General features: G+C 72.6%; 21 protein-coding genes. 12 read left to right on the plus strand and 9 right to left on the minus strand.

The genetic code is table 11. The features are described from left to right. Nucleotides 1–194 precede the first annotated feature (194 nt). On the minus strand, nt 195–1,178 hold the full coding sequence (gene trxA / locus ACIA8O_RS29250; protein ID WP_396296978.1) for a thioredoxin: 984 nt from the start codon (nt 1,176–1,178) through the stop codon (nt 195–197). A gap of 379 nt (nt 1,179–1,557) precedes the next feature. Between trxA and ACIA8O_RS29255 the strand changes: the two genes are divergently transcribed. Continuing rightward, nucleotides 1,558–2,238, plus strand: a complete 681-nt coding sequence (locus ACIA8O_RS29255) for a TetR/AcrR family transcriptional regulator (protein ID WP_396296979.1) — start codon at nt 1,558–1,560, stop codon at nt 2,236–2,238. 299 nt (nt 2,239–2,537) lie between these two features. On the opposite strand, the gene ACIA8O_RS29260 is transcribed toward ACIA8O_RS29255, so the two are convergent. The 3 genes from ACIA8O_RS29260 to ACIA8O_RS29270 all read right to left on the minus strand — a co-directional run bounded on the left by ACIA8O_RS29260 (nt 2,538) and on the right by ACIA8O_RS29270 (nt 5,282). After that, nucleotides 2,538–4,223: a methylmalonyl-CoA mutase family protein gene (locus tag ACIA8O_RS29260; RefSeq protein WP_345290150.1), complete on the minus strand. Its 1,686-nt coding sequence runs from the start codon at nt 4,221–4,223 to the stop codon at nt 2,538–2,540. 162 nt (nt 4,224–4,385) lie between these two features. Further along, nucleotides 4,386–4,718 (minus strand): DUF3817 domain-containing protein, encoded by a 333-nt coding sequence (locus ACIA8O_RS29265; RefSeq protein ID WP_396296980.1) that lies wholly within the window; start codon nt 4,716–4,718, stop codon nt 4,386–4,388. A gap of 57 nt (nt 4,719–4,775) precedes the next feature. Next, entirely contained in the window at nt 4,776–5,282 is a 507-nt protein-coding gene (locus ACIA8O_RS29270; protein WP_396296981.1) for a MarR family transcriptional regulator, read from the minus strand. Between the two features lie 446 nt (nt 5,283–5,728). Between ACIA8O_RS29270 and ACIA8O_RS29275 the strand changes: the two genes are divergently transcribed. Together ACIA8O_RS29275 and ACIA8O_RS29280 are read left to right on the plus strand one after the other, a co-directional pair. Next, nucleotides 5,729–7,366: a M4 family metallopeptidase gene (locus ACIA8O_RS29275; protein ID WP_396297187.1), complete on the plus strand. Its 1,638-nt coding sequence runs from the start codon at nt 5,729–5,731 to the stop codon at nt 7,364–7,366. 534 nt (nt 7,367–7,900) lie between these two features. After that, the gene (locus ACIA8O_RS29280; protein ID WP_396296982.1) at nt 7,901–9,547 is read left to right on the plus strand and encodes a M4 family metallopeptidase; all 1,647 of its coding nucleotides are present in this window, start codon (nt 7,901–7,903) and stop codon (nt 9,545–9,547) included. Between the two features lie 85 nt (nt 9,548–9,632). Here ACIA8O_RS29280 and ACIA8O_RS29285 read toward each other — a convergent pair whose 3' ends face one another. After that, nucleotides 9,633–9,956, minus strand: a complete 324-nt coding sequence (locus ACIA8O_RS29285) for a DUF3817 domain-containing protein (RefSeq protein WP_396296983.1) — start codon at nt 9,954–9,956, stop codon at nt 9,633–9,635. A gap of 180 nt (nt 9,957–10,136) precedes the next feature. Between ACIA8O_RS29285 and ACIA8O_RS29290 the strand changes: the two genes are divergently transcribed. The 4 genes from ACIA8O_RS29290 (at nt 10,137) to ACIA8O_RS29305 (ending at nt 12,990) form a co-directional block, all read left to right on the plus strand. Continuing rightward, nucleotides 10,137–10,778, plus strand: coding sequence for an AIM24 family protein (locus ACIA8O_RS29290; protein WP_396296984.1), 642 nt, complete (start codon nt 10,137–10,139; stop codon nt 10,776–10,778). Beyond that, the gene (locus ACIA8O_RS29295; RefSeq protein WP_396296985.1) at nt 10,778–11,428 is read left to right on the plus strand and encodes an AIM24 family protein; all 651 of its coding nucleotides are present in this window, start codon (nt 10,778–10,780) and stop codon (nt 11,426–11,428) included. Before ACIA8O_RS29290 ends, ACIA8O_RS29295 begins: the two co-directional genes overlap by 1 nt. A 173-nt stretch (nt 11,429–11,601) precedes the next feature. Beyond that, complete coding sequence (locus ACIA8O_RS29300; RefSeq protein WP_396297188.1) at nt 11,602–12,420, plus strand: AIM24 family protein; 819 nt, start codon at nt 11,602–11,604, stop codon at nt 12,418–12,420. A gap of 51 nt (nt 12,421–12,471) precedes the next feature. After that, nucleotides 12,472–12,990, plus strand: coding sequence for a MarR family winged helix-turn-helix transcriptional regulator (locus ACIA8O_RS29305; RefSeq protein ID WP_396296986.1), 519 nt, complete (start codon nt 12,472–12,474; stop codon nt 12,988–12,990). A gap of 68 nt (nt 12,991–13,058) precedes the next feature. Here ACIA8O_RS29305 and meaB read toward each other — a convergent pair whose 3' ends face one another. Both meaB and ACIA8O_RS29315 read right to left on the minus strand, forming a co-directional pair. Next, the gene (gene meaB / locus ACIA8O_RS29310; RefSeq protein ID WP_396296987.1) at nt 13,059–14,015 is read right to left on the minus strand and encodes a methylmalonyl Co-A mutase-associated GTPase MeaB; all 957 of its coding nucleotides are present in this window, start codon (nt 14,013–14,015) and stop codon (nt 13,059–13,061) included. 180 nt (nt 14,016–14,195) lie between these two features. Further along, entirely contained in the window at nt 14,196–15,383 is a 1,188-nt protein-coding gene (locus ACIA8O_RS29315) for an acetyl-CoA C-acetyltransferase (protein WP_396296988.1), read from the minus strand. A gap of 249 nt (nt 15,384–15,632) precedes the next feature. Between ACIA8O_RS29315 and mce the strand changes: the two genes are divergently transcribed. From mce to ACIA8O_RS29330, 3 genes are all read left to right on the plus strand, one after another. After that, complete coding sequence (gene mce / locus ACIA8O_RS29320) at nt 15,633–16,067, plus strand: methylmalonyl-CoA epimerase (protein WP_396296989.1); 435 nt, start codon at nt 15,633–15,635, stop codon at nt 16,065–16,067. Between the two features lie 452 nt (nt 16,068–16,519). Continuing rightward, nucleotides 16,520–21,247 carry a hypothetical protein gene (locus ACIA8O_RS29325; protein ID WP_396296990.1) on the plus strand — a complete coding sequence of 1,576 codons (4,728 nt, stop codon included), beginning with the start codon at nt 16,520–16,522 and terminating at the stop codon, nt 21,245–21,247. Between the two features lie 106 nt (nt 21,248–21,353). Then, nucleotides 21,354–22,283, plus strand: coding sequence for a cellulose-binding protein (locus ACIA8O_RS29330; RefSeq protein WP_345290136.1), 930 nt, complete (start codon nt 21,354–21,356; stop codon nt 22,281–22,283). 232 nt (nt 22,284–22,515) lie between these two features. Here ACIA8O_RS29330 and ACIA8O_RS29335 read toward each other — a convergent pair whose 3' ends face one another. After that, nucleotides 22,516–23,283: an alpha/beta fold hydrolase gene (locus ACIA8O_RS29335; protein ID WP_396296991.1), complete on the minus strand. Its 768-nt coding sequence runs from the start codon at nt 23,281–23,283 to the stop codon at nt 22,516–22,518. A 91-nt stretch (nt 23,284–23,374) separates the two neighbouring features. On the opposite strand from ACIA8O_RS29335, the gene ACIA8O_RS29340 reads away from it, so the two are divergent. Both ACIA8O_RS29340 and ACIA8O_RS29345 read left to right on the plus strand, forming a co-directional pair. Continuing rightward, nucleotides 23,375–24,343, plus strand: coding sequence for an ABC transporter ATP-binding protein (locus ACIA8O_RS29340; protein ID WP_396296992.1), 969 nt, complete (start codon nt 23,375–23,377; stop codon nt 24,341–24,343). Continuing rightward, nucleotides 24,343–25,107 carry an ABC transporter permease subunit gene (locus ACIA8O_RS29345; RefSeq protein ID WP_396296993.1) on the plus strand — a complete coding sequence of 255 codons (765 nt, stop codon included), beginning with the start codon at nt 24,343–24,345 and terminating at the stop codon, nt 25,105–25,107. Before ACIA8O_RS29340 ends, ACIA8O_RS29345 begins: the two co-directional genes overlap by 1 nt. Before the next feature lie 35 nt (nt 25,108–25,142). Here ACIA8O_RS29345 and ACIA8O_RS29350 read toward each other — a convergent pair whose 3' ends face one another. Further along, nucleotides 25,143–25,463 carry an ATP/GTP-binding protein gene (locus tag ACIA8O_RS29350; protein ID WP_396297189.1) on the minus strand — a complete coding sequence of 107 codons (321 nt, stop codon included), beginning with the start codon at nt 25,461–25,463 and terminating at the stop codon, nt 25,143–25,145. Nucleotides 25,464–25,495: the final 32 nt, after the last annotated feature.

Consider the following 25,495-nt stretch of genomic DNA (forward strand, 5'->3'; position numbering starts at 1 on the left):
CATCACCCAGGGTGACCGTCGCAGCTCCGAGCTGGTGCGCCGTCCAGTGGAAACACGGACGAAACACCCCCCACCGTCACCAGGGGTGACGAGTGAGAGGTGTGGTCAAGATTTGATAAACGCCTGTGGATTCCTGCGCAATGTCGCCAAATCTCCCACGGCACCGCAGGTCACACGCCGTGCCAGGGTCGTGCTCAGAAGAGCACCCGGGCCAGCGCGGCACGCGCCTTGACGACCCGTTCGTCCTCGACCCCGATCACCTCGAACAGCTCCAGCAGCCGGAGCCGGGCGGTGTCCCGGTCCTCGCCGAAGGTGCGGCCCACGGTGTCCACCAGGCGGCCGAAGGCGTCCTCGACGTGCCCACCGACCAGGTCCAGGTCGGCCGCGTCCAGCTGGGCCGGCACGTCCTTGGGGCCGGCGGCGGCCGCCGAGCGGACCGCTTGCGGGTCCAACTTCTCGACCCGGTGCAGGAGTTCGGCCTGCGCGAGACCGAGCTTGGCCTCGGTGTTGCCCGGCTGGTCGGTCAGCACGTTCTTGTACGCCTGGATCGCACCGCCCAGGTCACCCCGGTCCAGCGCGTCGTGCGCGGCGGACAGCGCCGGGTCCTCCGGACGGGCCACCGGGACGGGGGCGCCGTCCGCGGAGACCGCGCCGCCGACGATGCCGAAGCGCTGCTCGGCGACCGCGATCAGCTGGTCCAGCACCTTGCGGACGTTGGCCTCGTTCTCGGCGCCCTGGAAGAGCGGCACCAGCTGGCCGGCCACCACGGCCATCACGGCCGGGATGCCCTGGATGCCGAACTGCTGGGCGATCAGCTGGTTGGCGTCGACGTCGATCTTGGCGAGCACGATCCGGCCGGCGTACTCCTCGGCCAGGCGCTCCAGGATCGGGCTGAGCTGCTTGCACGGCCCGCACCACTCGGCCCAGAAGTCCACCACCACCGGCACCTCGGCGGAGCGCTGCACCACCTCGGCCTCGAAGGTGTCCTCGCTGACGTCGATCACCAGCGGGTAGGCGGCGGAGGCGGTGTCGTCCGCACCCCCGGCCGCCGCTTGGCGGGCCCGCTCGGCCCTGGCCTGCTCGGCCTTCTGCGCGGCCTCACCGGCCGCCTTCACTGCGGCGAGATCGACCGCACCGCGCAGGGCGGAGCTGTTGAGACGCGAATTCCGTGGCTGCATGGCACCATCCTCCCCCGTCCGCGCCCCCGACGTGTGCCAACCGCCGGGAAAAGCCCCGGTGGAGCTGCCGGTCACCCGGCACCGCCGGGCGTTCCCCCCGGCGTCGGCGGGAGTCGCCTCCCGGCGTAGTCGAAGGAGTGCCGGCGCGGATCCCCATCCGCGCCCCGCGTCCGCCCGATCCCTGGGCCGGACGCGTGGTTGTCGCTCTATTCGCTACGAGTCGTAGCGTATCTGTTCCGAGGGCCGGTGCCGCAAGCCCCACCGGGCCGGTGGGGACGTGAGCTGCCCCACTTTCCCCCGGCCCGCGGATGCCGCTGCCGCCAGTCTGTCGCTACCGTGTGCAGGCCAAGTTACTTGCAGGTAAATCGTAGGAGGCTCGGTGGCCCCCACCACCCGGCAGCCCGCCCCGGAACCGGACGCGGACACCGCCCCGGCCCCCGCCCCGTCCTCCGCGCACCCGCGCGGCAAGGGGCGGCCGCGCAGCGCCGCCGCCGACACCGCCATCCTCGACGCGGCCCGGGCCACCCTCGCCGAGCTCGGCTGGGGCGGGCTCACCATGGGCCACGTGGCCGCCCGGGCCGGCGTCGCCAAGACCACCCTCTACCGGCGCTGGCCCTCAAAGAACGAACTGGTGGTCGACGCCGTCGCCAGCCTCTTCGACGACCTGGAGGTCGCCGACCTCGGCAGCCTGCGCGCCGACATCGAAGCGGTGGTCTTCCGCTTCGCCGAACTCCTCGCCCGCCCCGAGACCCAGGCCGCCCTGCTCGCCCTCTTCGCCGAGGGCACCCGCGACCCGCTGCTGCGGCGGCGCATCCGCGAACGGATCGTCGACCCGCAGAAGCACCTCGTCCAGCAGGGGCGGCTCAACGCGCAGCGCCGCGGCGAACTCGGCCCGGACCTGGACGAGGCCACCGCCTGCGAGGAGATCGCCATCATCTTCGACACCATCGCCGGCACCGTCGAGCACCGCATGCTCGTCAGCGGCGAACCCATCACCCAGGCCTGGATCCACCGCTTCACCACCCTCCTCCTCAACCCCCTCCCGGGCCTGCTGCCCTAGGCCGGGGCCGAGCTCCGGGGCCGGAGGCCCCAGGGGCGCGGGGAACTGCGCGAAGCGGAAGGCGACGACCCGTGTGCCGGGTACGGAGTTCCACGTGCACGCGAGTGTCCGTACCCGGCACACGGGTCAGCCTCTTCCGCCTCGCGCAGTTCCCCGCGCCCCCGGTGCGACCACGTCCGCTGAGGGTGACCGCGCCCCGGGGTGGCCACGTCCGCCGGGCCGGGACGCGGAACGGGCCCCCGGCGGCGGGGCACCCTTCCGGGTACGCCTCGACCGCCGGGGGCCCGTCTGACGGTTGCTCAGAAGCGGGCCGTCTCCTGGTAGATGCCCCACTCGCCGCGCAGCGCGTTGCAGATCTCGCCCAGGGTGGCCTCGGCCCGGATGGCGTCGAGCATCGGCGGGATCATGTTCTCGCCGGAGCGGGCGGCCGCCAGCATGGCGTCCAGACCGGCCCGCACCGCGGCCTCGTCGCGGGCGTCCTTGCGGGCGCCGAGCACCCGGACCTGCTCGCGCTCGACCTCGTGGCTGACCCGGAGGATCTCCAGCTCGGGGGTGACGCTGCGCGGGTGGCAGTTGACGCCGACCACGCGCTTGTCGCCCTTCTCCAGCGACTGCTGGTACTGGAAGGCGGCCTCGGCGATCTCGCCGGTGAACCAGCCGTCCTCGATGCCGCGCAGGATGCCGGAGGTGATCGGCCCGATCGGGTGGTCGGCCGTCCCCTTGTCGAGGATGCGCTGGAAGATCTCCTCGGCCTGCGCCTCGATCCGGTCGGTCAGCGCCTCGACGTACCAGGAACCGCCCAGCGGGTCGGCCACGTTGGCGACGCCGGTCTCCTCCATCAGCACCTGCTGGGTGCGCAGCGCGATCTCGGCGGCCTGCTCGCTGGGCAGCGCCAGCGTCTCGTCCAGCGCGTTGGTGTGCAGCGACTGGGTGCCGCCGAGCACCGCGGAGAGCGCCTCGACGGCGGTGCGCACCACGTTGTTGTACGGCTGCTGGGCGGTCAGCGAGACACCCGCGGTCTGGGTGTGGAAGCGCAGCCACTGCGCCTTCTCGGTCTTCGCGCCGTAGCGGTCGCGCATCCACCGGGCCCAGATCCGGCGCGCGGCACGGAACTTGGCGATCTCCTCGAAGAAGTCCAGGTGGGCGTCGAAGAAGAAGGAGAGGCCGGGGGCGAAGACGTCCACGTCCAGGCCGCGGGAGAGGCCGAGCTCGACGTAGCCGAAACCGTCGGCCAGGGTGTAGGCGAGCTCCTGCGCGGCCGTCGCCCCGGCCTCGCGGATGTGGTAGCCGGAGACCGAGAGCGGCTTGTAGGCCGGGATGCCGGTCGCGCAGTACTCCATCAGGTCGCCGATCAGGCGCAGGTGCGGCTCGGGGGCGAAGAGCCACTCCTTCTGGGCGATGTACTCCTTGAAGATGTCGGTCTGCAGCGTGCCGTTGAGCACCGAGGGGTCGACGCCCTGGCGCTCGGCCGCCACCAGGTACATGCAGAAGACCGGCACGGCCGGGCCGCTGATGGTCATCGAGGTGGTGACGTCGCCGAGCGGGATGCCGTCGAACAGCACCTCCATGTCGGCGGCCGAGTCGATCGCCACGCCGCAGTGGCCGACCTCGCCGAGCGACTTGGCGTCGTCGGAGTCGTAGCCCATCAGGGTCGGCATGTCGAAGGCGACCGAGAGGCCGCCGCCGCCGGCCTCCAGGATCATCCGGTAGCGCTCGTTGGTCTGCTGCGCGTTCCCGAAGCCGGCGAACTGACGGATCGTCCAGGTGCGGCCCCGGTAGCCGGTGGCGTGCAGGCCGCGGGTGAACGGGTACTCGCCCGGCCAGCCGATCCGCTCGAAGCCCTCCACGGGCTGGCCGGGGGCCGGGCCGTAGACCGGCTCCACCTGGTCACCGCTGAGCGTGGTGAAGTCCGCGTCCCGCTTCCGGGCCTTGTCGTAGCGCTGCTGCCAGCGCTGCCGGCCTGCCTCGATGTCCTCGGCGTCCACGTCCGGACTCCACTCAACTCACGGCCGCCGCCCTTGTGGGGCAGGGCACAGCTTCGGCTTGTCCCGACAATTTACTCGGACGTCCTAGTAAATGTCGATGGCTGCCGATGAGCGGGGCCGGGCTGTGTCGGGTCGGAGCGGGCCGGGGCGGCCGACGGTGCGTCAGGCCTGCGCGGGGCCCTCGGCCACGATCAGCGGGGCGATCTCGCGGGAGACCTTGCGCTCGACGAAGAAGGCGGCGGTCGGGATGGTCCCGGCCAGCAGCACCCAGGCCAGCTTGCCCATCGGCCACTTGGCCTTGGAGCCCAGGTCGAAGGCGAACACCAGGTAGACCACGTAGAGCCACCCGTGCGCGATGCTGACCACCGAGGTGAAGGAGGCCGCGCCGTCGATGTCCAGCGCGTACTTCCCGACCATGCCGAGGGTCAGCAGGATCAGGAGGACGCCGGTGACGTAGGCCAGGGCCCGGTAGCGGGTCAGCACACTCTGCTTCATGGCATCGAGGGTAGCCGTCCTCACGGGCACCCCCTCCCGGGGGTCGGACCCCGGTGCTCAGCCCTGGAAGTCCCCGGCGGCGACCCGCAGCGGCAGCAGCACCTCGACGATCTTCCGGCACTGCTCCTCGCTGTAGCCCTCCAGTCCGAAGTCCATCGCCATCAGCTCACGGGTGGCCTGCTCGACCACCTCGCGGCCCCGGTCGGTGATCGAGGCGAGCACGCCGCGGCCGTCCAGCGGGTTGGGGCGGCGGGCCACCAGGCCGGCCCGCTCCAGCCGGTCCACGGTGTTGGTGACGCTGGTCGGATGGACCATCAGCCGCTCGCCGATCTTGGAGAGCGAGAGCTCGCCGGTCCGGCTGAAGGTGAGCAGCACCAGCGCCTCGTAGCGGGCGAAGGTCAGCCCGTACGGCTTGACCACGGCGTCCACCCGCCCGAGCAGGATCTGGTGGGCGCGCATCACCGAGGTGATCGCCGGCATCGCGGGCGCACTGCCCCAACGCTCGGTCCAGTGGGCCTCGGCACGGGCGATCGGGTCGAAGTCGAGAGCTAGCGGCTTGGGCATCGCCCCACCGTACCCGCGAGTCCGCCCGTGGGTAGCGGGTGTCCACGATCGTGGACAAGGGTCACGCCTGGCGGGGTCCCGCCAGCCGGCGACCCCGGCCGCCACCGAGCGTGCAGCCCGTCAACACGGTGCGCAACTGCCGTGGGGTGAACGGGAGTTGCCGATTCTGGCGGTCCGGCGGCGGGCCGCGTCGCGGCTCTGACCGGGAGCGCGGCGGTTCCGCCCCGGTATGTCCGTTCCGTCCGGCGGTGCGATCCGGCCACCGTGCGGCCCCGGTGCACTGGCGAGCCCCGGCCAATACCGGGCGGAGACCTGTCATTTCACCTGATGGATTGTCATGCTTCTGGCCATCCCGTACGGCACGGCCACCCCACCCTCAAGGCCGGTGCCGCCCGCGACCGCGACCCGCGGTCGGCCCCCACGGAAGGAACCCGTACGTGAAGCGAATGCTGACGGTCGGCGCCGCTCTCTCCGCCACCGCGATCCTCGCCAGTGCCATCCAGGTCAGCGCCGTCGCCCAGGCCGCGCCGGTCTCCGTGAGCAGCAAGGGGTCGACCCTCCAGCGCGCCGAGCTCAAGGCGCTGGCCCAGTCGTACGCCCCGGTGGTGGCCAGGGCGCTCGGCCTCGGCTCCTCCGAGGCCCTGGTCGCCAAGGACGCCGTGCTGGAGGCCGACGGCTCCAAGCACCTGCGCTTCGACCGGACCTACGGCGGCCTCGCCGTGCACGGTGGCGACCTGGTGGCCCACCTGAGCGCCAAGGGCAAGGTCCTCTCCGTGGACCGGGCCACCGAGGCCGCCCTCGCGCTGCCCAGCCTGACCCCGGCCGTCCCGGCCGACAACGCCGCCAAGCAGGCCAAGGGCGCCGTGCAGGCCACCGTGGGCCAGACCATCGACGCGGACGAGGCCCCGCTCAAGGAGATCACCGGCACCTCCGCGGCCAAGCTGGTGGTCTGGGCCGTCTCCGGCACCCCGCGGCTGGCCTACGAGACCGTGGTCGAGGGCGTCCGCGAGGGCGGCATCCCGTCCGCCCAGCTGCTGGTCACCGACGCCGCCAGCGGCGAGGTGCTCTCCACCCACGAGCAGTACATGGCGGGCGCCGCCACCGGCTCGGGCAAGGGCGTGCACGTCGGCTCGGTCACGCTGACCACCAACTACACCGGCTCCACCTACGAGTTGAAGGACCCGACCCGGGGCAACACCCGGACCTCCGGCCTGAACGGCGGCACCTCCGGCAACGGCACCCTGTTCACCGACTCCGACAACGTCTGGGGCACCGGCACGGTCTCCAGCAGCCAGTCGGCCGCCGTGGACGCCCAGTACGGCGCCGTGGCCACCTGGGACTACTACAAGAACTCCTTCAACCGCCTCGGCATCCGCAACGACGGCGTCGGCGCGCTGAGCCGGGTGCACTACGGCAACGCGTACGTCAACGCGTTCTGGAGCGACAGCTGCTTCTGCATGACCTACGGCGACGGCTCGGGCAACACCAACCCGCTGACCGCCATCGACGTCTCCGGCCACGAGATGACCCACGGCGTCACCTCCAACACGGCCGGCCTGGTGTACTCCGGCGAGTCCGGCGGCCTGAACGAGGCCACCTCGGACATCTTCGGCACCATGGTCGAGTGGTCCGCCAACCTGTCCGTCGACCCGGGTGACTACCTGATCGGCGAGAAGATCAACATCTTCGGCAACGGCAAGCCGCTGCGCTACATGGACAAGCCCTCCCAGGACGGCAAGTCCAAGGACACCTGGTACGCGGGCATCGGCAACATCGACGTCCACTACTCCTCGGGCGTGGCCAACCACTTCTTCTTCCTGCTGGCCGAGGGCAGCGGCGCCAAGGTCATCAACGGCGTCAGCTACAACAGCCCGACCTCCAACGGCTCCACCATCGTCGGCATCGGCCGCGCCAAGGCCGCCGCGATCTGGTACAAGGCGCTGACCGCCTACATGACCTCCACCACCAACTACAAGGGCGCCCGCACCGCGACCCTGAACGCGGCCTCCTCGCTGTACGGCGGCACCAGCAGCACCGAGTACAAGACCGTCGCCGCCGCCTGGTCGGCGGTGGGCGTCAACTGACGTCCGCTCAGCGGTGCTTCGACGGCCGGCCCCCTCCCGGGGGCCGGCCGTCCGGCTTTTAGCAGGTACACCGACAAGGCGACAAGGCGCGGGAGTGGCGGAGTCCCGCCACTGGCACTTCTGGTACGTACCAGAGTCCCGATTACCCGCAATCTGTCCGCAACACGGGGATTGGTCTGGACAGTTGCCGGATTTCGACCGCCGTTCAGCTTCCGTTCGGGTCGAAACTCCGTACCGGCGCCCGGATTTGACCGATATGTCCCTCTTGTCAGGGCGTCGATCCGGCCATCACGGAGCGTGTGGAACTGGCGGGAGCTGGCCAACTCTCGACTGAGACCTGTCATTTCAGCACCTGCATTAGTCATGCTTCTCGCCAGCCCCGTACGGCACGGCCGCCCCACCACTCCGGCCGTGCCGCGTGACCGCACGGAGCAGCACGTCAGCACCCGTTCCGCCCCACAGGCCGCCAACCCCGGCGCCCCGGAGCGAGGTGCGACCGCGCACACGCGGTTGAACTTCGGAAGGAACCCGCACATGAAGCGCACGCTGACTGTCGGAGCCGCTCTCTCCGCCTCGGTGATCCTCGCCAGCGCCATCCAGGTCAGCGCCGTCGCGCAGGCCGCCCCCGTCACGGCGAGCGGCAAGGGCACCACCGTGACCCAGCGCGCCGACCTCAAGTCGCTCGCGCAGTCGTACGCCCCGGCCGTGGCCAAGGCGCTCGGCCTGGGCAAGGACGAGGCCCTGGTCGCCAAGGACGCCGTGGTGGACGCCAACGGCGCCAAGCACCTGCGCTTCGAGCGCACCCTCGGCGGCCTGTCCGTGCTCGGTGGCGACCTGGTGGCCCACCTGAGCGCCAAGGGCAAGGTCCTCTCCGTGGACAAGGCCACCGAGGCCGCGATCGCGCTGCCCAGCCTGACCCCGGCCCTGCCGGCCGACAACGCCGCCAAGCAGGCCAAGGGCGCCGTGCAGGCGACCGTCGGCGTGACGGTGGACAAGGACGAGGCCCCGATCAAGGAGGTCACCGGCTCCTCCGCGGCCAAGCTGGTCGTCTGGGCCACCTCCGGCACCCCGCGCCTGGCCTACGAGACCGTGGTCGAGGGCATCCGCGAGAACGGCATCCCGTCCGCGCAGAAGCTGGTCACCGACGCCGCCACCGGCGAGGTGCTCTCCACCCACGAGCAGTACCTGGCGGCCGCCGCCACCGGCTCGGGCAAGGGCGTCTTCGTCGGCTCCGTCCCGCTGACCACCAACTACACCGGCTCGACGTACCAACTGAAGGACCCGAGCCGGGGCAACATGTACACCACCACGCTCAACAACAAGACCTCGGGCAACGGCACCCTGCTGACCGACTCGGACAACGTCTGGGGCACCGGCCTGGTCTCCAGCAGCCAGTCGGCCGCCGTGGACGCCCAGTTCGGCGCCGCGGCCACCTGGGACTACTACAAGAACTCCTTCGGCCGCCTCGGCATCCGCAACGACGGCGTCGGCGCCTTCAGCCGCGTCCACTACGGCCGCAACTACGTCAACGCGTTCTGGTCCGACCAGTGCTTCTGCATGACCTACGGCGACGGTGCCTCCAACACCCACCCGCTCACCGAGCTGGACGTGGCCGGCCACGAGATGACCCACGGCGTCACCTCCAACACCGCGGGCCTGAACTACGCGGGCGAGTCCGGCGGTCTGAACGAGGCCACCTCGGACATCTTCGGCACCATGGTCGAGTTCTCGGCGAACCTCGCCGCGGACAAGGGCGACTACCTGGTCGGCGAGCTGATCAACATCAACGGTGACGGCACCCCGCTCCGTTACATGGACAAGCCCTCCAAGGACGGCGGCTCGGCCGACGCCTGGTACTCCGGCATCGGCTCGATCGACGTGCACTACTCGTCCGGCCCGGGCAACCACTTCTTCTACCTGCTGGCCGAGGGCAGCGGCACGAAGACCGTCAACGGCGTCACCTACAACAGCCCGACCTCCAACGGCTCCACCCTGACCGGCATCGGCCGGGACAAGGCCGCGGCCATCTGGTACCGCGCCCTGACCGTGTACTGGACCTCCACCACCAACTACGCGGGCGCCCGCACCGGCACCCTCAAGGCGGCGGCGGACCTGTACGGCACCGGCAGCGCCGAGTACAACGCGGTGGCGGCCGCCTGGTCCGGGGTCAACGTCAACTGACGCCCCGTCACCACCGCTAGCACCTGAGAACACGCGAAGGCCCGGTCCCTCCGGAGGGGAGGACCGGGCCTTCGCGCGCGTCGGGTCAGGCCGTGGCGGGCTGCCCGCCGGCCGGGTACTCGCCGCGCTCCTCCTTGGCCAGCATCCGCTCCGCCGCGAAGCCGCCGAAGGGGAGCACCGAGAGCACGAAGAGCACGATGCCGCGCTTGGCGTCCCAGCGCTGCTTCTGCCAGGCCAGCGCCAGGAAGACCACGTAGAGCACGAACAGCACGCCGTGCACCATGCCCATCACGGGGACCGCGTTGAAGTCGGTGGTGCGCTTCAGCACCGAGCAGATCAGCAGCAGGATGAAGGACAGCCCCTCGGGGGCCGAGACCAGGCGGAGGCGGTGGACGGCACTGCTCTTCACGGTGGGTACCTCGTAACGTCGGCGTTTGTACAGCTAGTTTGTGAACCGGTGCACAAAGCTGCCCGGACATTATGACCCGCCCTTTACCTCCACCCCGAAGCCGGGGGGCCGTGTACCGGATTCGTACCAGTGGCGTGCGGCCCCTCCCGCCGACGCGAACCGGACCGCTATCTTCAGCGCGTGGCACAGTTTCGACTCCAGGGCTCCAAAGTGCTCGCCGTCGACCTGGCGGGCGACTCGGTCAAAGCCCGCAACGGTTGCATGGTCGCGTACACCGGGCAGATGAACTTCAAGAAGCTCAGCGGCGGTGGTGACGGCCTTCGTGGCATGGTCACCCGCCGGCTGACGGGCGAGCAGATGCAGGTCATGGAGGTAAAGGGGCAGGGCACCTGCTACTTCGCCGACCGGGCCACCGAGGTCAACCTCGTCCGGCTGAACGGCGAGACCCTCTACGTGGAGGCGGACAACCTCCTCTGCACCGAGGCGACCCTCAGCACCGGCACCAGCTTCACCGGCCTCAACGGGATGGCCTCCGGCACGGGCCTGTTCACCACCAAGGTGGAGGGCCACGGCTGGGCCGCGCTCACCTCCAAGGGCCCGGCGGTCATCCTGCGGGTCTCCCAGGGGCTGCCGCTGCGGGTGGACCCGGGCGCGTACATCGCGCACACCGGGAACCTCAACCGGGCGCTCAAGTCCGGCGGCGGCTGGACCGCCAACCTGATCGGCGAGGGCGGGGGCGAGGCCGTGCAGGTCGAGTTCAACGGTGAGGGCCTGGTCTACGTCCAGCCCTCCGAGCGGCTCACCATCGGGGGCGACGTCTGATGCCGTTCACCAAGGTCAACTCCAAGCTGATCGAGGCCAAGGTCTTCCCCGGCCAGCGCATCCTCAGCCAGCGCGGCTCGATGATCGCCTACACCGGCGAGGTCTCCTTCACCCCCAACGTGATGGGTGGTCAGGGCGGCGTGATGGGCATGATCGGACGCCGGGTGGCGAACGAGGACACCCCGCTGATGAACGTCGAGGGCCAGGGCTCGGTGCTCTTCGGCCACGGCGGCCACCACGTCCAGATCATCGAACTCACCGGCGACACCCTGCTGGTGGAGGCCGACCGGCTGCTGGCCTTCGACGGCACGCTCCAGCAGTCCACCGTCTTCCTCGGCTCGCAGGGCGGCGTGATGGGCATGGTGCGCGGCCAGATGAGCGGCCAGGGCCTGTTCACCACCCAGCTCAGCGGCCAGGGTTCGGTCGCGGTGATGGCGCACGGCGGCTTCGTCGAGCTCCAGATCCAGCCGGGCCAGCCGGTGCACGTGGACCCGCAGGCCTACGTGGCCCACCGCGGCCAGGTGCAGAACAAGCTGTCCACCTCGCTGGGGTGGCGCGACATGGTGGGCCGCGGCTCCGGCGAGGCGTTCCAGCTGGAGCTCTCGGGCCACGGTGTGGTGTACGTCCAGGCGAGCGAGGAGAAGCTCTGATGTCCTACCCGCCGCAGCAGCCGTACCCCCCGCAGCAGCCCTACGGCCAGCAGCCGGGCTACCCGCCGCCGCCCCAGCAGCCGTACGGCCAGCAGCCCGGGTACCCGCAGCAGCAGCCGGGCTACCCGCCCCCGCAGCAGGCCGGCTACCCGCCGCAGGCGCCCACCCAGCACATGCCGCAGCCGGGCCAGGGCATGCCGGAGCCGCCGCCGGTGCACGACGTGCACAGCCTGCCGGTGAACGACAACGTCAACCCGTACTGCTTCTCGGTCGAGCTGAACGGCCCCTACTACCTGCAGAAGGGGAAGATGATCGCCTACTACGGCGACGTCCGCTTCACGGGTGTGGGCCACGGCTCGATCGACCGCGCGCTGGGCCGCAACTTCAACTCCCCGCTGCACGCCTCCGACTGGGTGGTGGCCGAGGGCCGGGGCAAGCTGCTGCTCGCCGACCGCGCCTTCGACCTGAACTCCTACGACCTGGAGGAGGGGAACCTGACGGTCCGTTCGGGGAACCTGCTGGCCTTCGAGCCGACCCTCCAGCTCAAGCAGTCGATCATCCCGGGCTTCCTCACCCTGATCGGCACCGGCAAGTTCGTGGCCGCCTCCAACGGCCCGGTGCACTTCGTCGAGCCCCCGATCAAGGTGGACCCGCAGGCGCTGGTCGGCTGGGCCGACTGCCCGGCCCCGTGCCACCACTACGACCACGGGTACATGAGCGGCCTGCTCGGCGGGCTGCGCCAGCTGACCGGGATCGGCGGCGCCTCCGGCGAGGAGCACCAGTTCGAGTTCATCGGCGCGGGCACCGTGCTCATCCAGTCCAGCGAGACGCTGATGGCGGAGCGCTCGGTCGGCGTGGTGCACGCCGAGGCCGGCGTCCCCGGCAGCGGGTACGGTGTCCCGAGCCAGGGTCACGGCGGGCAGCAGCTGCCCAACGTCAACGTGCCGGGGCTGGGGAACCTGGGCGACCTCGGCCGGCGGTTCGGACTCTAGGCCCTTCCGTACGATTGTAGAACTTTGAACTATCTCGGTATGCTGTCTGCCATGGACGCCTCTACCGACACCCCCGCAGAGGTCTCCTCCCCGCCGGTGGCGGAGGAGGAGACCCCTTGGCTCACCGCCAAGGAGCAGCAGTTCTGGCGCGCCCACCTGGAGGTCAGCCACCTGCTCGAGTACCAGCTCGGGCGCGAACTGCAGCCCCACGGGCTGGCCAACAACGACTACGAGATCCTGGTCGTGCTCTCCGAGTCCCCCGACCGGCGGATGCGGATGACCGACCTGGCCACCGCCACCCTGCAGTCCAAGAGCCGGCTCTCCCACCAGATCACCCGGATGGAGTCGGCGGGCCTGGTGCTCCGTCAGGAGTGTCCGGGCGACCGCCGCGGCCTCTTCGCCCACCTCACCGAACACGGCTGGGACATCCTGCGCAAGGTCGCCCCCGACCACGTGCGCTCGGTCCGGCACCACTTCATCGACCGCTTCACCCCGGAGCAGATCGACGCCCTGTACGCCGCCCTCGCCCCGGTCGCCGAGCACCTGCGCGGCCTCAAGGGCCGCAGCTGACCACGGCCTGACGCACCGTCGGCCGGACACCCCACGGGTGTCCGGCCGACGTCGTACCCGCTCCGGGTTCAGCTCTCGGTCAGCCCCGCGACCAGCTCGTCGGCGGCGCCGTACGGGTCCAGCTCGCCGGCCGCCACCCGCTCCGCCAGCGCGGACAGGTGCCGGTCCCCGCGCAGGTCGCCGATCCGGGCCCGCAGCGCGGCCAGCGCGATCGCCTCGACCTCGTCCGCCGCCCGGCGGACCCGACGGGCCGTCAGCTCGCCGCTCCCGGCCAGCCAGGCGCGGTGCTTCTCCAGCGCCTCGACCACCTCGTCGACGCCCTCGCCGCGGGCCGCCACCGTCTTCACGATCGGCGGCCGCCAGTCCCCCGCCTCCCGGGCCTCGCCCAGGCCCAGCATGTGGTTGAGCTCCCGGGCGGTGGCGTCCGCGCCGTCCCGGTCCGCCTTGTTCACCACGAAGACGTCGCCGATCTCCAGGATCCCGGCCTTGGCCGCCTGGATCCCGTCCCCCATCCCCGGGGCCAGCAGCACCACCGAGGTGTCCGCCTGCGCCGCGATCTCCACCTCGGACTGGCCGACCCCGACGGTCTCCACCAGGATCACCTCGCAGCCCGCCCCGTCCAGCACCCGCAGCGCCTGCGGAGCGGCCCAGGAGAGCCCGCCCAGGTGCCCCCGGGTGGCCATCGAGCGGATGAACACGTCCGGGTCGGTCGCGTGGTCCTGCATCCGCACCCGGTCGCCCAGCAGCGCCCCGCCGGAGAACGGCGAGGACGGGTCCACCGCGAGCACGCCGACCCGCTTGCCCATCTTCCGGTACGCCGTCACCAGCGCCGAGGTGGACGTCGACTTCCCCACCCCCGGCGACCCGGTCAGCCCGACCGTGTACGCCCGCCCGGTGTACGGGGCCAACGCCGCCATCGCCTCGCGCAGCTGCGGCGCGGCGTTCTCCACCAGGGAGATCAGCCGCGCCACCGCCCGCGGCCTGCCCTCCCGGGCCTGCTCGACCAGCGCCGCAACGTCGACCATGCACTGCTCCTTGAGGAAGTGGGTGGTGCGGAAGGGCAGCGACCCAGGGGCGCGAGGAACTGCGCGAGTACGGAAGGCGGCCCACCGGCAACTGAACCACCGTCAGCCAGTTGCACGTGCTGCCGTTCCCCCGCGCGCAGTTCCTCGCGCCCCTGGGCGCTGCCACTTGAGCGGAGTGCGTCAGCTGCGGGGCACCCGGACGATCAGGGCGTCGCCCTGGCCGCCGCCGCCGCAGAGGGCCGCCGCGCCGGTGCCGCCACCGCGCCGCTGGAGCTCCAGGGCCAGGTGCAGCACCAGGCGGGCGCCCGACATGCCGATCGGGTGGCCCAGCGCGATCGCGCCGCCGTTGACGTTGACCTTGTCCTCGGAGACGCCCAGGTCCAGCATCGACTGGTACGCAACGGCGGCGAAGGCCTCGTTGATCTCGATCAGGTCGAGGTCCTCGGCCCCGATGCCCTCCTTGGAGAGCGCGTGGTTGATCGCGTTGGACGGCTGCGACTGCAGCGAGTTGTCCGGGCCGGCCACGTTGCCGTGGGCGCCGATCTCGGCGATCCAGCTCAGGCCCAGCTCCTCGGCCTTGGCCTTGCTCATCACGATCACCGCGGCGGCACCGTCGGAGATCTGCGAGGCGGAGCCGGCCGTGATGGTGCCGTCCTTGGTGAAGGCCGGGCGCAGCTTGGCCAGGCCCTCGACGGTGGTGTCCGCGCGGATGCCCTCGTCCTGGGAGAAGAGCACCGGGTCGCCCTTGCGCTGCGGGATCTCGACCGGGACGATCTCGGCCTCGAAGACGCCGTTCTTCTGGGCGGCGGCGGCGCGCTGGTGGGACTGCGCGGAGAGCCGGTCCTGCACCTCGCGCTCGATGCCCAGGCGGGTGTTGTGCTTCTCGGTGGACTCGCCCATCGGGATGGACTCGTAGGCGTCAGTGAGGCCGTCGTGGGCCATCGAGTCGAGCATCTCGATCGCGCCGTACTTGAAGCCCTCGCGGGACTTCGGCAGCAGGTGCGGGGCGTTGGTCATGGACTCCTGGCCGCCGGCCACCACGATGTCGAACTCGCCCGCGCGGATCAGCTGGTCGGCCAGCGCGATGGCGTCCAGGCCGGAGAGGCAGACCTTGTTGACGGTCAGCGCCGGGACGTTCATCGGGATGCCGGCCTTGACGGCGGCCTGGCGGGCCGGGATCTGGCCGGCGCCGGCCTGCAGCACCTGGCCCATGATCACGTACTGGACCTGGTCCGGGGTCAGGCCCGCACGCTCCACCGCGGCCTTGATCGCGAAGCCGCCGAGATCGGCGCCGGAGAAGCCCTTGAGCGAACCGAGCAGCCGCCCCATGGGGGTCCGGGCACCGGCGACGATCACTGAAGTAGTCATGAGACGAGCCCCTTCGCGCGTCAGGCATGAGGGTGTGGGGATGCGGCCTCAATGTACTGAGCCGTAACCCGTGCGTCACCGGAGCCGAGGTGTGATCAGCGGCACGTGTCACCCACCGGTCAACACTGTGTCAGCACGGGCCGGTGAATTGTGAGCAGGCTCGCACGTGACGTGCTGGCGCTGCGTCAACTCGGTGCGCTGCACTGGTACCCACCTTTCAAACCCCTCACTCACCCCCGGAGGCCAGCCGTGCTGACCCGCATCGACCACATCGGGATCGCCTGCTTCGACCTCGACAAGACGGTCGAGTTCTACCGCGCCACCTACGGCTTCGAGGTGTTCCACAGCGAGGTCAACGAGGAGCAGGGCGTCCGCGAGGCCATGCTCAAGATCAACGACACCTCGGACGGCGGCGCCTCCTACCTCCAGCTGCTGGAGCCGACCCGCGAGGACTCCACCGTCGCCAAGTGGCTGGCGAAGAACGGCGAGGGCGTGCACCACATCGCCTTCGGCACCGCGGACGTGGACGGCGACGCGGCCGACATCAAGTCCAAGGGCGTCCGGGTGCTCTACGAGGAGCCGCGGATCGGCTCGATGGGCTCCCGGATCACCTTCCTCCACCCCAAGGACTGCGGCGGCGTCCTGACCGAGCTGGTCACCTCCGCCCAGGGCGACGCCCACTGAGGTCCCCCGGGTGCGGCGGCGGGGTCGTGTCCGTACGGCCCCGCACCGTCCGTCGGCCGGCGACCCGTCAGTAACCTCGGAAAAGCGCACCGGGGCCATTCCCTCCACAGGCCGTCCCACTACAATGCCCGGGTGCGCGAAGCTCCGGGGAGGACCGGTCCGGCGGGCACGGCCGATGACGGGGGCAGCTGGCGCTGGCCCCGGCTCAAGGGGAGTCCACCAACCGGGCGCGACGACACGGTCGCAGTTCGGATCTGTCACCATTCTCCACAGGCAAGAGTTCGCTCAGGAGTCCACCCGGACGGCGGAGCGCGGAACGACCGCGCGCCGGACGCCCCCGGACTCCGACCGTGGCACCCGCCACGGCTGCAAGGACCAGCCGGAACGGCCCCACCACGGGGGCCGCGAGGGCCGGGTCGAGGACGCGACCAGGAGATGGATGGGACCGCGGAGTGCGGGGCTACGACCGCTACGAGGCTGACGATCACCTCTCCCAGTTCGAGGCCGAGTTGGACCGGGCTCGGAAGGAGCGGGACAAGACCGTCCAGCATGCCGAGGACCTCGCCTACCAGGTCGAGGTGCTCCGGGCCAAGCTGCACGAATCCCGTCGGCAGCTCGCCCAGCCGCGCGCCTTCGACTCCGTCTCCGGCCAGGCCGAGCAGATGCTCCGCAACGCCGAGATGCAGGCCCAGCAGCTCCGCGCCGAGGCCGAGCGCCAACTGCACGAGTCCCAGCAGGCCACCCAGCGGCTGATGGCCGAGGCGGCCGAGCGCACCGCCCGCATCGAGGCCGAGTACAACGCCCGCCGCCGCCAGCTGGAGGACGAGCTCGCCGAGCTCCGGCACAACGCCGAGCGGCACGTCAACGAGAACGTCGCCTGGGCCGAGCAGACCCGCTCCGGCACCGAGCAGGAGGCCCAGCGCCTGCTCCAGGAGGCCCGCGCCGAGTGCGACCGGCTGGTCGCCGCCGCCCGCGCCGAGGCCGAGGCCCTGGCCGACCAGGCCCGCGCGCAGACCGCCGCCGACGTGGACGCCGCCCGCGGCGAGGCGCAGGCCGCCGCCGAGGCCGCCCTGCTGCGCGCCCAGAACGACGCCGAGCGCCTGCTCCGGGCCGCCTCCGAGCAGGCCCAGCAGGCCAACGCCCAGGCCGAGGCCGTGGCCGGCGAGGCCCAGCAGCAGCTGGCCGGCGCCCAGGCCGCCGCCGAACAGCGCCTGGTGGAGGCCCGAGCGGCCGCCGAGCGCGGGCTGGCCGAGGCCCAGGCCGCCGCCGAGCAGCGGCTCGACGAGGCCCAGGCCGAGATCAGCCAGCTCAAGCTGAAGGCCGCCGAGGACCAGCAGCGCGCCACCGAGGCGCTGGGCACCGCCCAGGCCGAGATAGAGCGGCTCCGGGCCGAGGTGCTGGCCGAGGCCGAGCGCTCCCGCCAGGAGACCGCCGAGCTGCGGGCGCAGGCCGAGGCCGCCGCCGAGCAGCAGCTGGCCGAGGCGGAGGCCGCCGTCCAGCGGCTGGTCGCCGACGGCGAGGCCGCCTCCGACCAGCGCTCGCAGACCGCCAAGGCCGAGATCGCCCGGATGGTGGCCACCGCCACCAAGGAGACCGACCGGATCAAGGCCGAGGCCGCCACCGTCAAGGCCGAGGCCGAGGCCGCCCGGGCCGCCGCCGCCGAGGAGAGCGAGCGGCTGCGCGGCTCCGCCGAGTCGGTCGCGAACGAGCTGCGCGCCGAGGCCGAGGCGGCCATCGCCGAGCAGCGGGCCGAGGCCGAGCGCGCCGTCGCGGAGCTCCGCGCCGAGGCCGAGGCCGCCGTCACCCGGCTGCACGAGGAGGCCCGCGAGGCCGGCCGGGCCGAGGGTGCCAAGGACGCGGCCCTGCACCTGGCCAAGGCCGCCAAGCAGGCCGAGGAGGCCGTCGCCCGGGCCGACCGGGAGGCCGCCGAGACCGTCGCGGCCGGCACCGCCGAGGCGGAACGGTTGCGCGCCGAGGCCGCCGAGGAGGCCGACCGGCTGCTGACGGAGGCTCAGGCCGCCGTCGAGCAGGCGCAGCACGCCGCCCAGGAGGACGCCGCCGCGATCCACGAGCAGCTCACCCGGGCCCACCAGGAGGCCGAGCGGCTGCGCGCCGAGGCCGAGGAGCTGCACGCCCGGGCCACCGCCGAGGCCGAGCGGGTCGAGGGCGAGGCCCGGCGCCAGGCGGTGCTGCGGATCGAGGAGTCGGCGAAGACCGCCGAGGAGCTGCTCACCAAGGCCAAGGCCGACGCGGACGAGCTGCGGGCCGGGGCCGCCGCCGAGCTGGAGCGGCTGCGCACCGAGGCCGAGGAGCGGGCCGCCGAGACCCAGGGCCGGGCCGAGCAGACCCTCACCCGGGCCCGCGAGGAGGCCCGCAAGGTCACCGCCACCGCCGAGCAGCGCGGCCAGGACGCGCTGGCCGCGGCCAAGGCGGCGGCCGCCGAGAACCGTTCCGCCGCCGAGCGGGAGACCGCCGAACTCCGGCGCGAGGCCGTCGAGTTCGACCAGCGGGTCCGCGCCGAGGCGCAGGCCGCGGCCGAGGCGCTGGCCGCCGAGAGCCGGGCCGCCGCCGAGGCCGCCCGCACCGAGGCCTCCGACTGGGCCGACGGCCACCGGGCCGAGGCCGAGACCTGGGCGGTCCGCCGGCGCGGCGAGGCCGAGACCGAGGCCGAGGCGCTGCGCGAGGAGAGCCGCCGCGAACGGGCCCAGGCGCAGACCGCCCTGGACCGCGAGCAGGCCGAGACCGCCGAGCTGCTGGCCGCCGCCCGGGCCGACCGGGAGGCCGCCGCCGCCGAGGCCGACGAGCTCACCGCACGGACCGCCGCCGACACCGAGGCGCTGCGCGCCGCCGTCGAGGCGGAGACCAGCGAACTGCGCGAGCGCACCGCCCGCGGGGCCGCCGAACTCACCGAGCGCACCGCCACCGAGACGGACGCCCTCCGCGCGGCCGCCGAGGCGGAGACCACCGAGCTCCGCGAGCGCACCGCCCGCGAGGCCGCCGAACTCACCGAGCGCACCGCCCGCGAGACCACCGAGCAGCGCGAGCTGGCCACCGCCGAGACCGACGCCCTGCGCGCGGCCGTCGACGCCGAGGTGGCCGGCCTGCGGGCCACCGCCGAGGCGGAGACCACCGAACTGCGCGAGCGCACCGCCCGCGAGGCGGCCGAACTCACCGAGCGCACCGCTGCCGAGACGGACGCCCTGCGCGCCGCCGTCGAGGCCGAGGTGACCGGGCTGCGGACGGAGGCCGAGACCGAGACCACCGAGTTGCGCGAGCGCACCGCGGCCGAGGTGGCCGAGGAGCTGGCCGCCGCCCACCGGGAGGCCGAGGAGCTGCGGGCCGAGGGCGCCCGGGAGCTGACGCAGGCTCAGGAGGAGGCGGCCGCCGCCGTCACCGAGGTCGGCGAGCTGCGCGCCCAGGCCGCCACCGAACTGGCCGACCTGCGCACCGCCGCCGAACGGGAGGCCGCCCAGCTGGTCTCGGCCGCCGAGGACGAGGCCGCCGAGATCCGCCAGTCCGTCGCCGGACTGCACGAAGCCGCCTCGCAGCAGATCGCCGACCTGCGCGCCACCGCCGAGCGGGAGGCCGCCGACACCCGCGAACTGGCCGAGCTGGAGACCGCCGAGCTGCGCGAACTGGCCGCCACCGAGACGGACGCCCTGCGCGCCGCCGTCGACGCCGAGGTGGCCGCGCTGCGCGCCGACGCGGAGCAGGAGACCACCGCGCTGCGCGAGCGGATCGCCGCCGAGCTGGCCGGGGACCGCGAGCGGGCCGCCACCGAGATCGCCCGGGACCGGGCCGAGGCCAGGGCCTACGACGAGCAGCTGCGGGCCGAGGCCGTCACCGAGCGGCAGGACGCGCTGGAGTACGCCGCGCAGACCCGGGCGGACTCCGAGGAGGTCGCCCGCCGCACCGTCGCGGAGGCCGAGGACCAGGCCGCCCGCACCGTCGCGGAGGCCGAGGACTTCGGTGCCGCGCTGCGGGCCGAGGCCGAGGAGTACGCGCTCGCCACCCGCACCCTGGCCGACGACTACGAGACCGCCACCCGGGGACGGGCCGACACCTACGACGCCGAGACCCGCGAGGCCGCCGAGCAGTTCGACCGGGCCACCCGGGACCGCGCCAAGGCCGTGCTGGAGAAGGCCTTCGCCGACGCCGAGTCGCTCGGCGAGGACGCCCAGGCCACCGCCCTGGCCACCACCGCCGCCGCCGAGGAGCAGGCCGACGCGATGGTCGCGGCCGCCCGCAAGGAGGCCGAGCGGCTCACCGCCGCGGGCGAGGCGGCCGGCCAGGCCGAGGTGGAGCGGGCCCGCGCCGACGCGGACGCGCTGCTCTCCGAGGCCCGCCGGGACGCCACCGGCATCCGCGAGCGCGCCGAGGAGCTGCGCGAGCGCACCGACTCCGAGATCGAGGCCCTGCACGAGCGGGCCCGCAAGGAGAACGCGCAGGCCATGAAGTCGGCCGGCGAGCGGGTGGACGCGCTGGTGACGGCCGCTCAGGAACAGCTCACCGAGGCCGAGGAGCAGGCCACCACGGCCGTCGCCGAGGCCGAGGAGAAGGCCGCGAAGCTGGTCGCCGACGCCGAGGAGAAGGCCGCCGAGCTCACCTCGGAGGCCTCCGCCGAGGCGGGCAAGGTGCGCATCTCCGCCGTCCGCAAGGCGGAGGGCCTGCTCAAGGAGGCCGAGCAGAAGCTCGCCGCCTCCACCGAGCGGGCCGACAAGCTGCGCACCGAGGCGGAGGCCGCGCTGGCCGCCGCCGAGCAGGAGGCGGAGCAGAAGCTGACGGCCGCTCAGGAGGAGGCCGAGCAGCAGCTGGAGAACGCCTCCGACCAGGCCGAGAAGCGGCTGAAGCGGGCCGACGAGGCCGCCGAGGAGCAGCTCGCCCTGGCGGCCGAGGAGGCCGAGCGGATGCTGGCCGAGGCGAAGGCCGAGGCGCAGCGCGTGACCGACGAGGGCCGCCGGGAGTTGGACGAACTGGTCCGTCGGCGGAAGGACATCAACACCGAGATCTCTCGGGTGCAGGACGTCCTGTCCGCGTTGGAGGCCTTCGAGGCGCCGTCACCGGTCGCGCAGGCCAACGGGGGAAGCAGTGGCAAGAAGGACGGGGCGGCGAAGGCCGGTGCCGGAGTGGGATCGCCCCGTTCGGGGGGCAATCGCACCGGCAGCGCACCACCCGATTGAGCGGACATTGTCCGCGGAGCAACGGCGTTTCGCCGTAGACACTCCGATAACGTGTCAGGATTCCCTCAACCACCTCAGCGGTTAACGACAGGAAGCCCAGAACCCCATGAGCGACAGTCACTCCCCTCACGGCTTCGACCTGGTGCGCCGTGGGTACGAGCGTGCCCAGGTCGACGAGCGGATCACCAAGCTGGTGGCCGACCGCGACTCCGCCCTGACCAGGATCGGCGCGCTGGAGAAGCGCATCGAGGAGCTCCACCTGGAGACCCAGAGCGCGCAGGCCGCGGTCTCCGAGCAGGAGCCCTCGTACGCCGGCCTGGGCGCCCGGGTCGAGAAGATCCTCCGCCTCGCCGAGGAGGAGGCCAAGGACCTGCGCGACGAGGCGCACCGCGCCGCCGAGCAGCACCGTGAGCTGGCCGAGGCCGCCGCGCAGCAGGTCCGCACCGAGGCGGAGAACTACGCCAAGGACCGCAAGGCCAAGGCCGAGGACGAGGGTCTGCGGATCGTCGACAAGGCCAAGAGCGACAGCGCCCAGCTGCGCGCCGAGGCCAACAAGGACGCGCAGAACAAGCGCGAGGAGGCGGACGCCCTCTTCGAGGAGACCCGCACCAAGGCCGCCCAGGCCGCCCTGGAGTTCGAGACCAACCTGGCCAAGCGCCGCGAGCAGTCCGAGCGCGACCTGGCGGCCCGTCAGGCCAAGGCCGAGAAGCGCCTCGCCGAGATCGAGCACCGCGCCGAGCAGCTCCGCCTGGAGGCCGAGAAGCTCCGCACCGACGCCGAGCGCCGCGCCCGCCAGACCGTCGAGACGGCCCAGCGCCAGTCCGAGGACATCGTCGCCGACGCCAACGCCAAGGCCGACCGCATCCGCAGCGAATCCGAGCGCGAGCTCGCGGCCCTCACCAACCGCCGCGACTCCATCAACGCCCAGCTCACCAACGTCCGCGAGATGCTCGCCACCCTCACGGGCGCGGCCGTCGCGGCCGCCTCGCTGCCGACCGACGACTCCCTCGGCGTCCCGGCCCAGCAGTCCCGCTGACCCACCCTCAGGGCCCGCACACCCCCTCCGGGGAGGGTGCGGGCCCTTTGGCATGCGCGGCGACGCCCGGAAGGGCAGCTGCCCGGGGGCGCGAGGAACTGCGCGAGTCCGGAAGGCGGCCCAGTGCTAGATCGGGGCAGGCGAGCCAGTTGCCCGTGCTGCCGTTCCCCCGCGCGCCGTTCCCCGCGCCCCCGGTGCAACGCCCTGGGAGGCTGCCTGGCGGGCCGTCAGGTCAGACCCGGCGCAGCAGGGCCCGGGCGGCGGCGTTGAAGCTCTCGGGGGCCTCCAGGGAGCTCAGGTGGCCGACGCCCGGGATGACGGTGAGTTCGGCGTCGGGGAGGGCCTCCGCGACGAGCCGGGCCTCGGCCAGCGGGGTGAGGGCGTCGTGCTCGCCGACCACCACCGCGGCCGGCACGTCCAGTGCCCGCAGGGCCGCCAACGACTCCGGCCGCGCCGCCATCGCCCGCTGCGCCCAGGCGACGCCCGCCGGGGAAGCATCCGCGATCATCTCCCGTACCTGGGCGGTGAGTTCGGGCTCCGTCCCGGGTCCGAGCAGCCCGTCCTCGATCTTCTCCTCGGCCAGCAGGGCGACGCTGTCCCGGGCGAGCACCGCGCTCGCGATCCGCTCCCGGTTGGCCTTGGCGGCGGGGGTGTCCACGGTGGCCTTGGTGTCGGCGAGCAGCAGTCCGGCGATCCGCTCGGGGTGGCGCCGGGCCAGCGCCATCGCGACGTAGCCGCCCATCGAGAGGCCGCCGAACACCGCCTGCTCCAGGCCCAGTTCGTCCAGTAGCTCCACCAGGTCGTCGGCCACGGTGTCGAGCGAGGGCGGCGCGTCGCCGACGGGGGTGGCGCCGAAGCCCCGCTGGTCGGGGGTGATCAGGATGGCGACGTCGGCGAGCGGTGCGAGCTGGGGTTGCCACATCCGGGCGGAGAGCGGGAAGGCGTGCAGCAGCACCAGCGGCGTGCCGACGCCGTGGGTGCCGTAGGCGGGGAGAGTCATGGCCCCACCGTATGGCGGCGCACCGACCGGCCGCAGCAGCGCGCTCCGCTGTCCGGTTTGTCATAGCCTGACGGAGAGTGAGGGAGCGCACATGATCGAATTGCACGAGCTGACGAAACGTTACGGCGACACCGTCGCCGTGGACCGGCTGAGCTTCCAGGTGCCCCAGGGCGTGGTCACCGGCTTCCTCGGGCCGAACGGCGCCGGCAAGTCCACCACCATGCGGATGATCCTCGACCTGGACCACCCGACCAGCGGCCGGGTGACCATCGACGGCAAGCGCTACGGGCAGCTCAGCGAGCCGCTCAAGTACATCGGCGCGCTGCTGGAGGCCAAGGCCGTCCACCCCGGCCGGACCGCGTACGACCACCTGCTCTGGCTGGCCCAGAGCAACCGCATCCCGCGCGGCCGGGTGGACGAGGTGCTCGCCCTGGTCGGGCTCACCGGCGTCGCCAAGAAGCGTTCGCGCGGCTTCTCGCTCGGCATGGGCCAACGGCTCGGCATCGCCTCGGCGCTGCTCGGCGACCCGGAGATCGTGATGTTCGACGAGCCGGTGAACGGGCTCGACCCGGAGGGCATCCTCTGGATCCGGAACCTGATGAAGGGGCTGGCCTCCGAGGGCCGCACCGTCTTCGTCTCCTCCCACCTCATGAGCGAGATGGCGCTGACCGCCGACCACCTGGTGGTGATCGGCCGGGGCCGGCTGCTGGCCAACCTCTCGATGGCGGAGTTCATCAAGCAGAACTCCCGCTCGGCGGTGCGGGTCCGCACCCCGCACGTCGAGCAGCTGCTCACCGCCCTGCACAGTGCCGGGCTGAACGCCGTCCCCGGGCCGGCCGCCTCGTACGAGATCGAGGACGGCGACCTCGCCCACATCGGCGAGCTGGCCGCCTCGCACGGGGTGACGCTGCACGAACTGAGCCCGCAGCAGGCCTCCTTGGAGGAGGCCTTCATGCAGATGACCGCCGACTCGGTGCAGTACCAGGCCGGGGGCGGCCCGAGCCCGGCCGGCCCGGGGCCCGACGCGGCCTGGGGCACCGGCTGGAAGGAGAAGAGCTGATGGCGTCGTTCCCCGCCGTGCTGCAGTCCGAGTGGACCAAGATCCGCAGCGTCCGCTCCACCGCCTGGACGCTGGCGCTGGCCTTCGTGGTCACGCTCGGCGTCGGCGTCCTGGCCTCGGTCTTCACCGCCAAGGACTTCAGGGCCCCGGGGCCGGGCGAGACCCCCTTCGACGCCACCGCCGTGTCGTTCGCCGGGATGATGCTCGGTCAGCTGGCCATCATCGTCTTCGGCGTGCTGGCGGTCGGCAACGAGTACAGCAGCGGCATGATCCGGGTCTCGCTGGCCGCCGTGCCGCAGCGGGCCACGCTGCTGCTCGGCAAGTGCGCGGTGCTCGGCGGCCTGGCGCTGGCGGTCTCGCTGGTCACGGCCTTCGTCAGCTTCTTCGCCGGGCAGGCCGCGCTCGGCGACCACGGCACCACGCTGGGCGAGCCGAACGTGCTGCGGGCGGTGTTCGGAGCGGTGCTCTACCTCACCATGCTCTGCCTGTTCGCGGCCGGGGTGACGGCCATGCTGCACAACCAGACGCTCGCGCTCGGGCTGCTGGTGCCGTTCTTCTTCCTGCTCTCGCCGATCCTCTCGATCGTGCCGTACGCCAAGAACGTGGCGCGCTACTTCCCGGACTACGCCGGATCGCGGATGCTCGCGGTCTACGAGCCGGCCGACCAGCCCTACGGCCCCTGGGCGGGCTTCTTCATCTGCCTCGCCTGGACGGTGGCCGCCGTCGCCGGCGGCATCCTGGTGCTGAAGAAGCGCGACGCCTGACGGCCCCTCAGCGCCCCTCGGAACGCCCTCCGCCCTCAGTGGCGGGGGGCGTTCCTGCCGCGCTGGACGTTGGTGGTGCGGCGCTCGCGGGCGCCCCAGCAGGCGCGGTGCCAGTGCCGGCGGTCGTCGACGCCGGCGCCGTACGCGGGCCAGGCGACCACGTGGCCGACGCCGGGCGGGATCTCCTGGTCGCAGCCCGGGCAGCGGTAGAAGCGGCCCGAGGTGCCGGGGATCGTCTGCACCACCCAGTCCTCGCCGTCGTACTCCTCCACCCGCCGGAGCGTGCCGCCGAACGGGACACCTGACGGTTCGTCGGGGGCGGCCTGCTTGCGGGGCGGCTTGCGGCGGGGCGACACGGCGGGCACCTCTCGGACGGAGCGGACGGTCT

Source organism: Kitasatospora sp. NPDC051853, assembly GCF_044452665.1.
Taxonomy (GTDB): domain Bacteria; phylum Actinomycetota; class Actinomycetes; order Streptomycetales; family Streptomycetaceae; genus Kitasatospora.

Coding starts and splice junctions, on each gene's coding strand:
- trxA (WP_396296978.1), bottom strand. CDS start 1,178: ATGCAGCCACGGAATTCGCGTCTCAACAGCTCCGCCCTGCGCGGTGCG.
- ACIA8O_RS29265 (WP_396296980.1), bottom strand. CDS start 4,718: ATGAAGCAGAGTGTGCTGACCCGCTACCGGGCCCTGGCCTACGTCACC.
- ACIA8O_RS29270 (WP_396296981.1), bottom strand. CDS start 5,282: ATGCCCAAGCCGCTAGCTCTCGACTTCGACCCGATCGCCCGTGCCGAG.
- ACIA8O_RS29275 (WP_396297187.1), top strand. CDS start 5,729: ATGCTGACGGTCGGCGCCGCTCTCTCCGCCACCGCGATCCTCGCCAGT.
- ACIA8O_RS29280 (WP_396296982.1), top strand. CDS start 7,901: ATGAAGCGCACGCTGACTGTCGGAGCCGCTCTCTCCGCCTCGGTGATC.
- ACIA8O_RS29295 (WP_396296985.1), top strand. CDS start 10,778: ATGCCGTTCACCAAGGTCAACTCCAAGCTGATCGAGGCCAAGGTCTTC.
- ACIA8O_RS29300 (WP_396297188.1), top strand. CDS start 11,602: ATGCCGCAGCCGGGCCAGGGCATGCCGGAGCCGCCGCCGGTGCACGAC.
- ACIA8O_RS29305 (WP_396296986.1), top strand. CDS start 12,472: ATGGACGCCTCTACCGACACCCCCGCAGAGGTCTCCTCCCCGCCGGTG.
- meaB (WP_396296987.1), bottom strand. CDS start 14,015: ATGGTCGACGTTGCGGCGCTGGTCGAGCAGGCCCGGGAGGGCAGGCCG.
- ACIA8O_RS29315 (WP_396296988.1), bottom strand. CDS start 15,383: ATGACTACTTCAGTGATCGTCGCCGGTGCCCGGACCCCCATGGGGCGG.
- ACIA8O_RS29330 (WP_345290136.1), top strand. CDS start 21,354: ATGAGCGACAGTCACTCCCCTCACGGCTTCGACCTGGTGCGCCGTGGG.
- ACIA8O_RS29335 (WP_396296991.1), bottom strand. CDS start 23,283: ATGACTCTCCCCGCCTACGGCACCCACGGCGTCGGCACGCCGCTGGTG.
- ACIA8O_RS29340 (WP_396296992.1), top strand. CDS start 23,375: ATGATCGAATTGCACGAGCTGACGAAACGTTACGGCGACACCGTCGCC.
- ACIA8O_RS29345 (WP_396296993.1), top strand. CDS start 24,343: ATGGCGTCGTTCCCCGCCGTGCTGCAGTCCGAGTGGACCAAGATCCGC.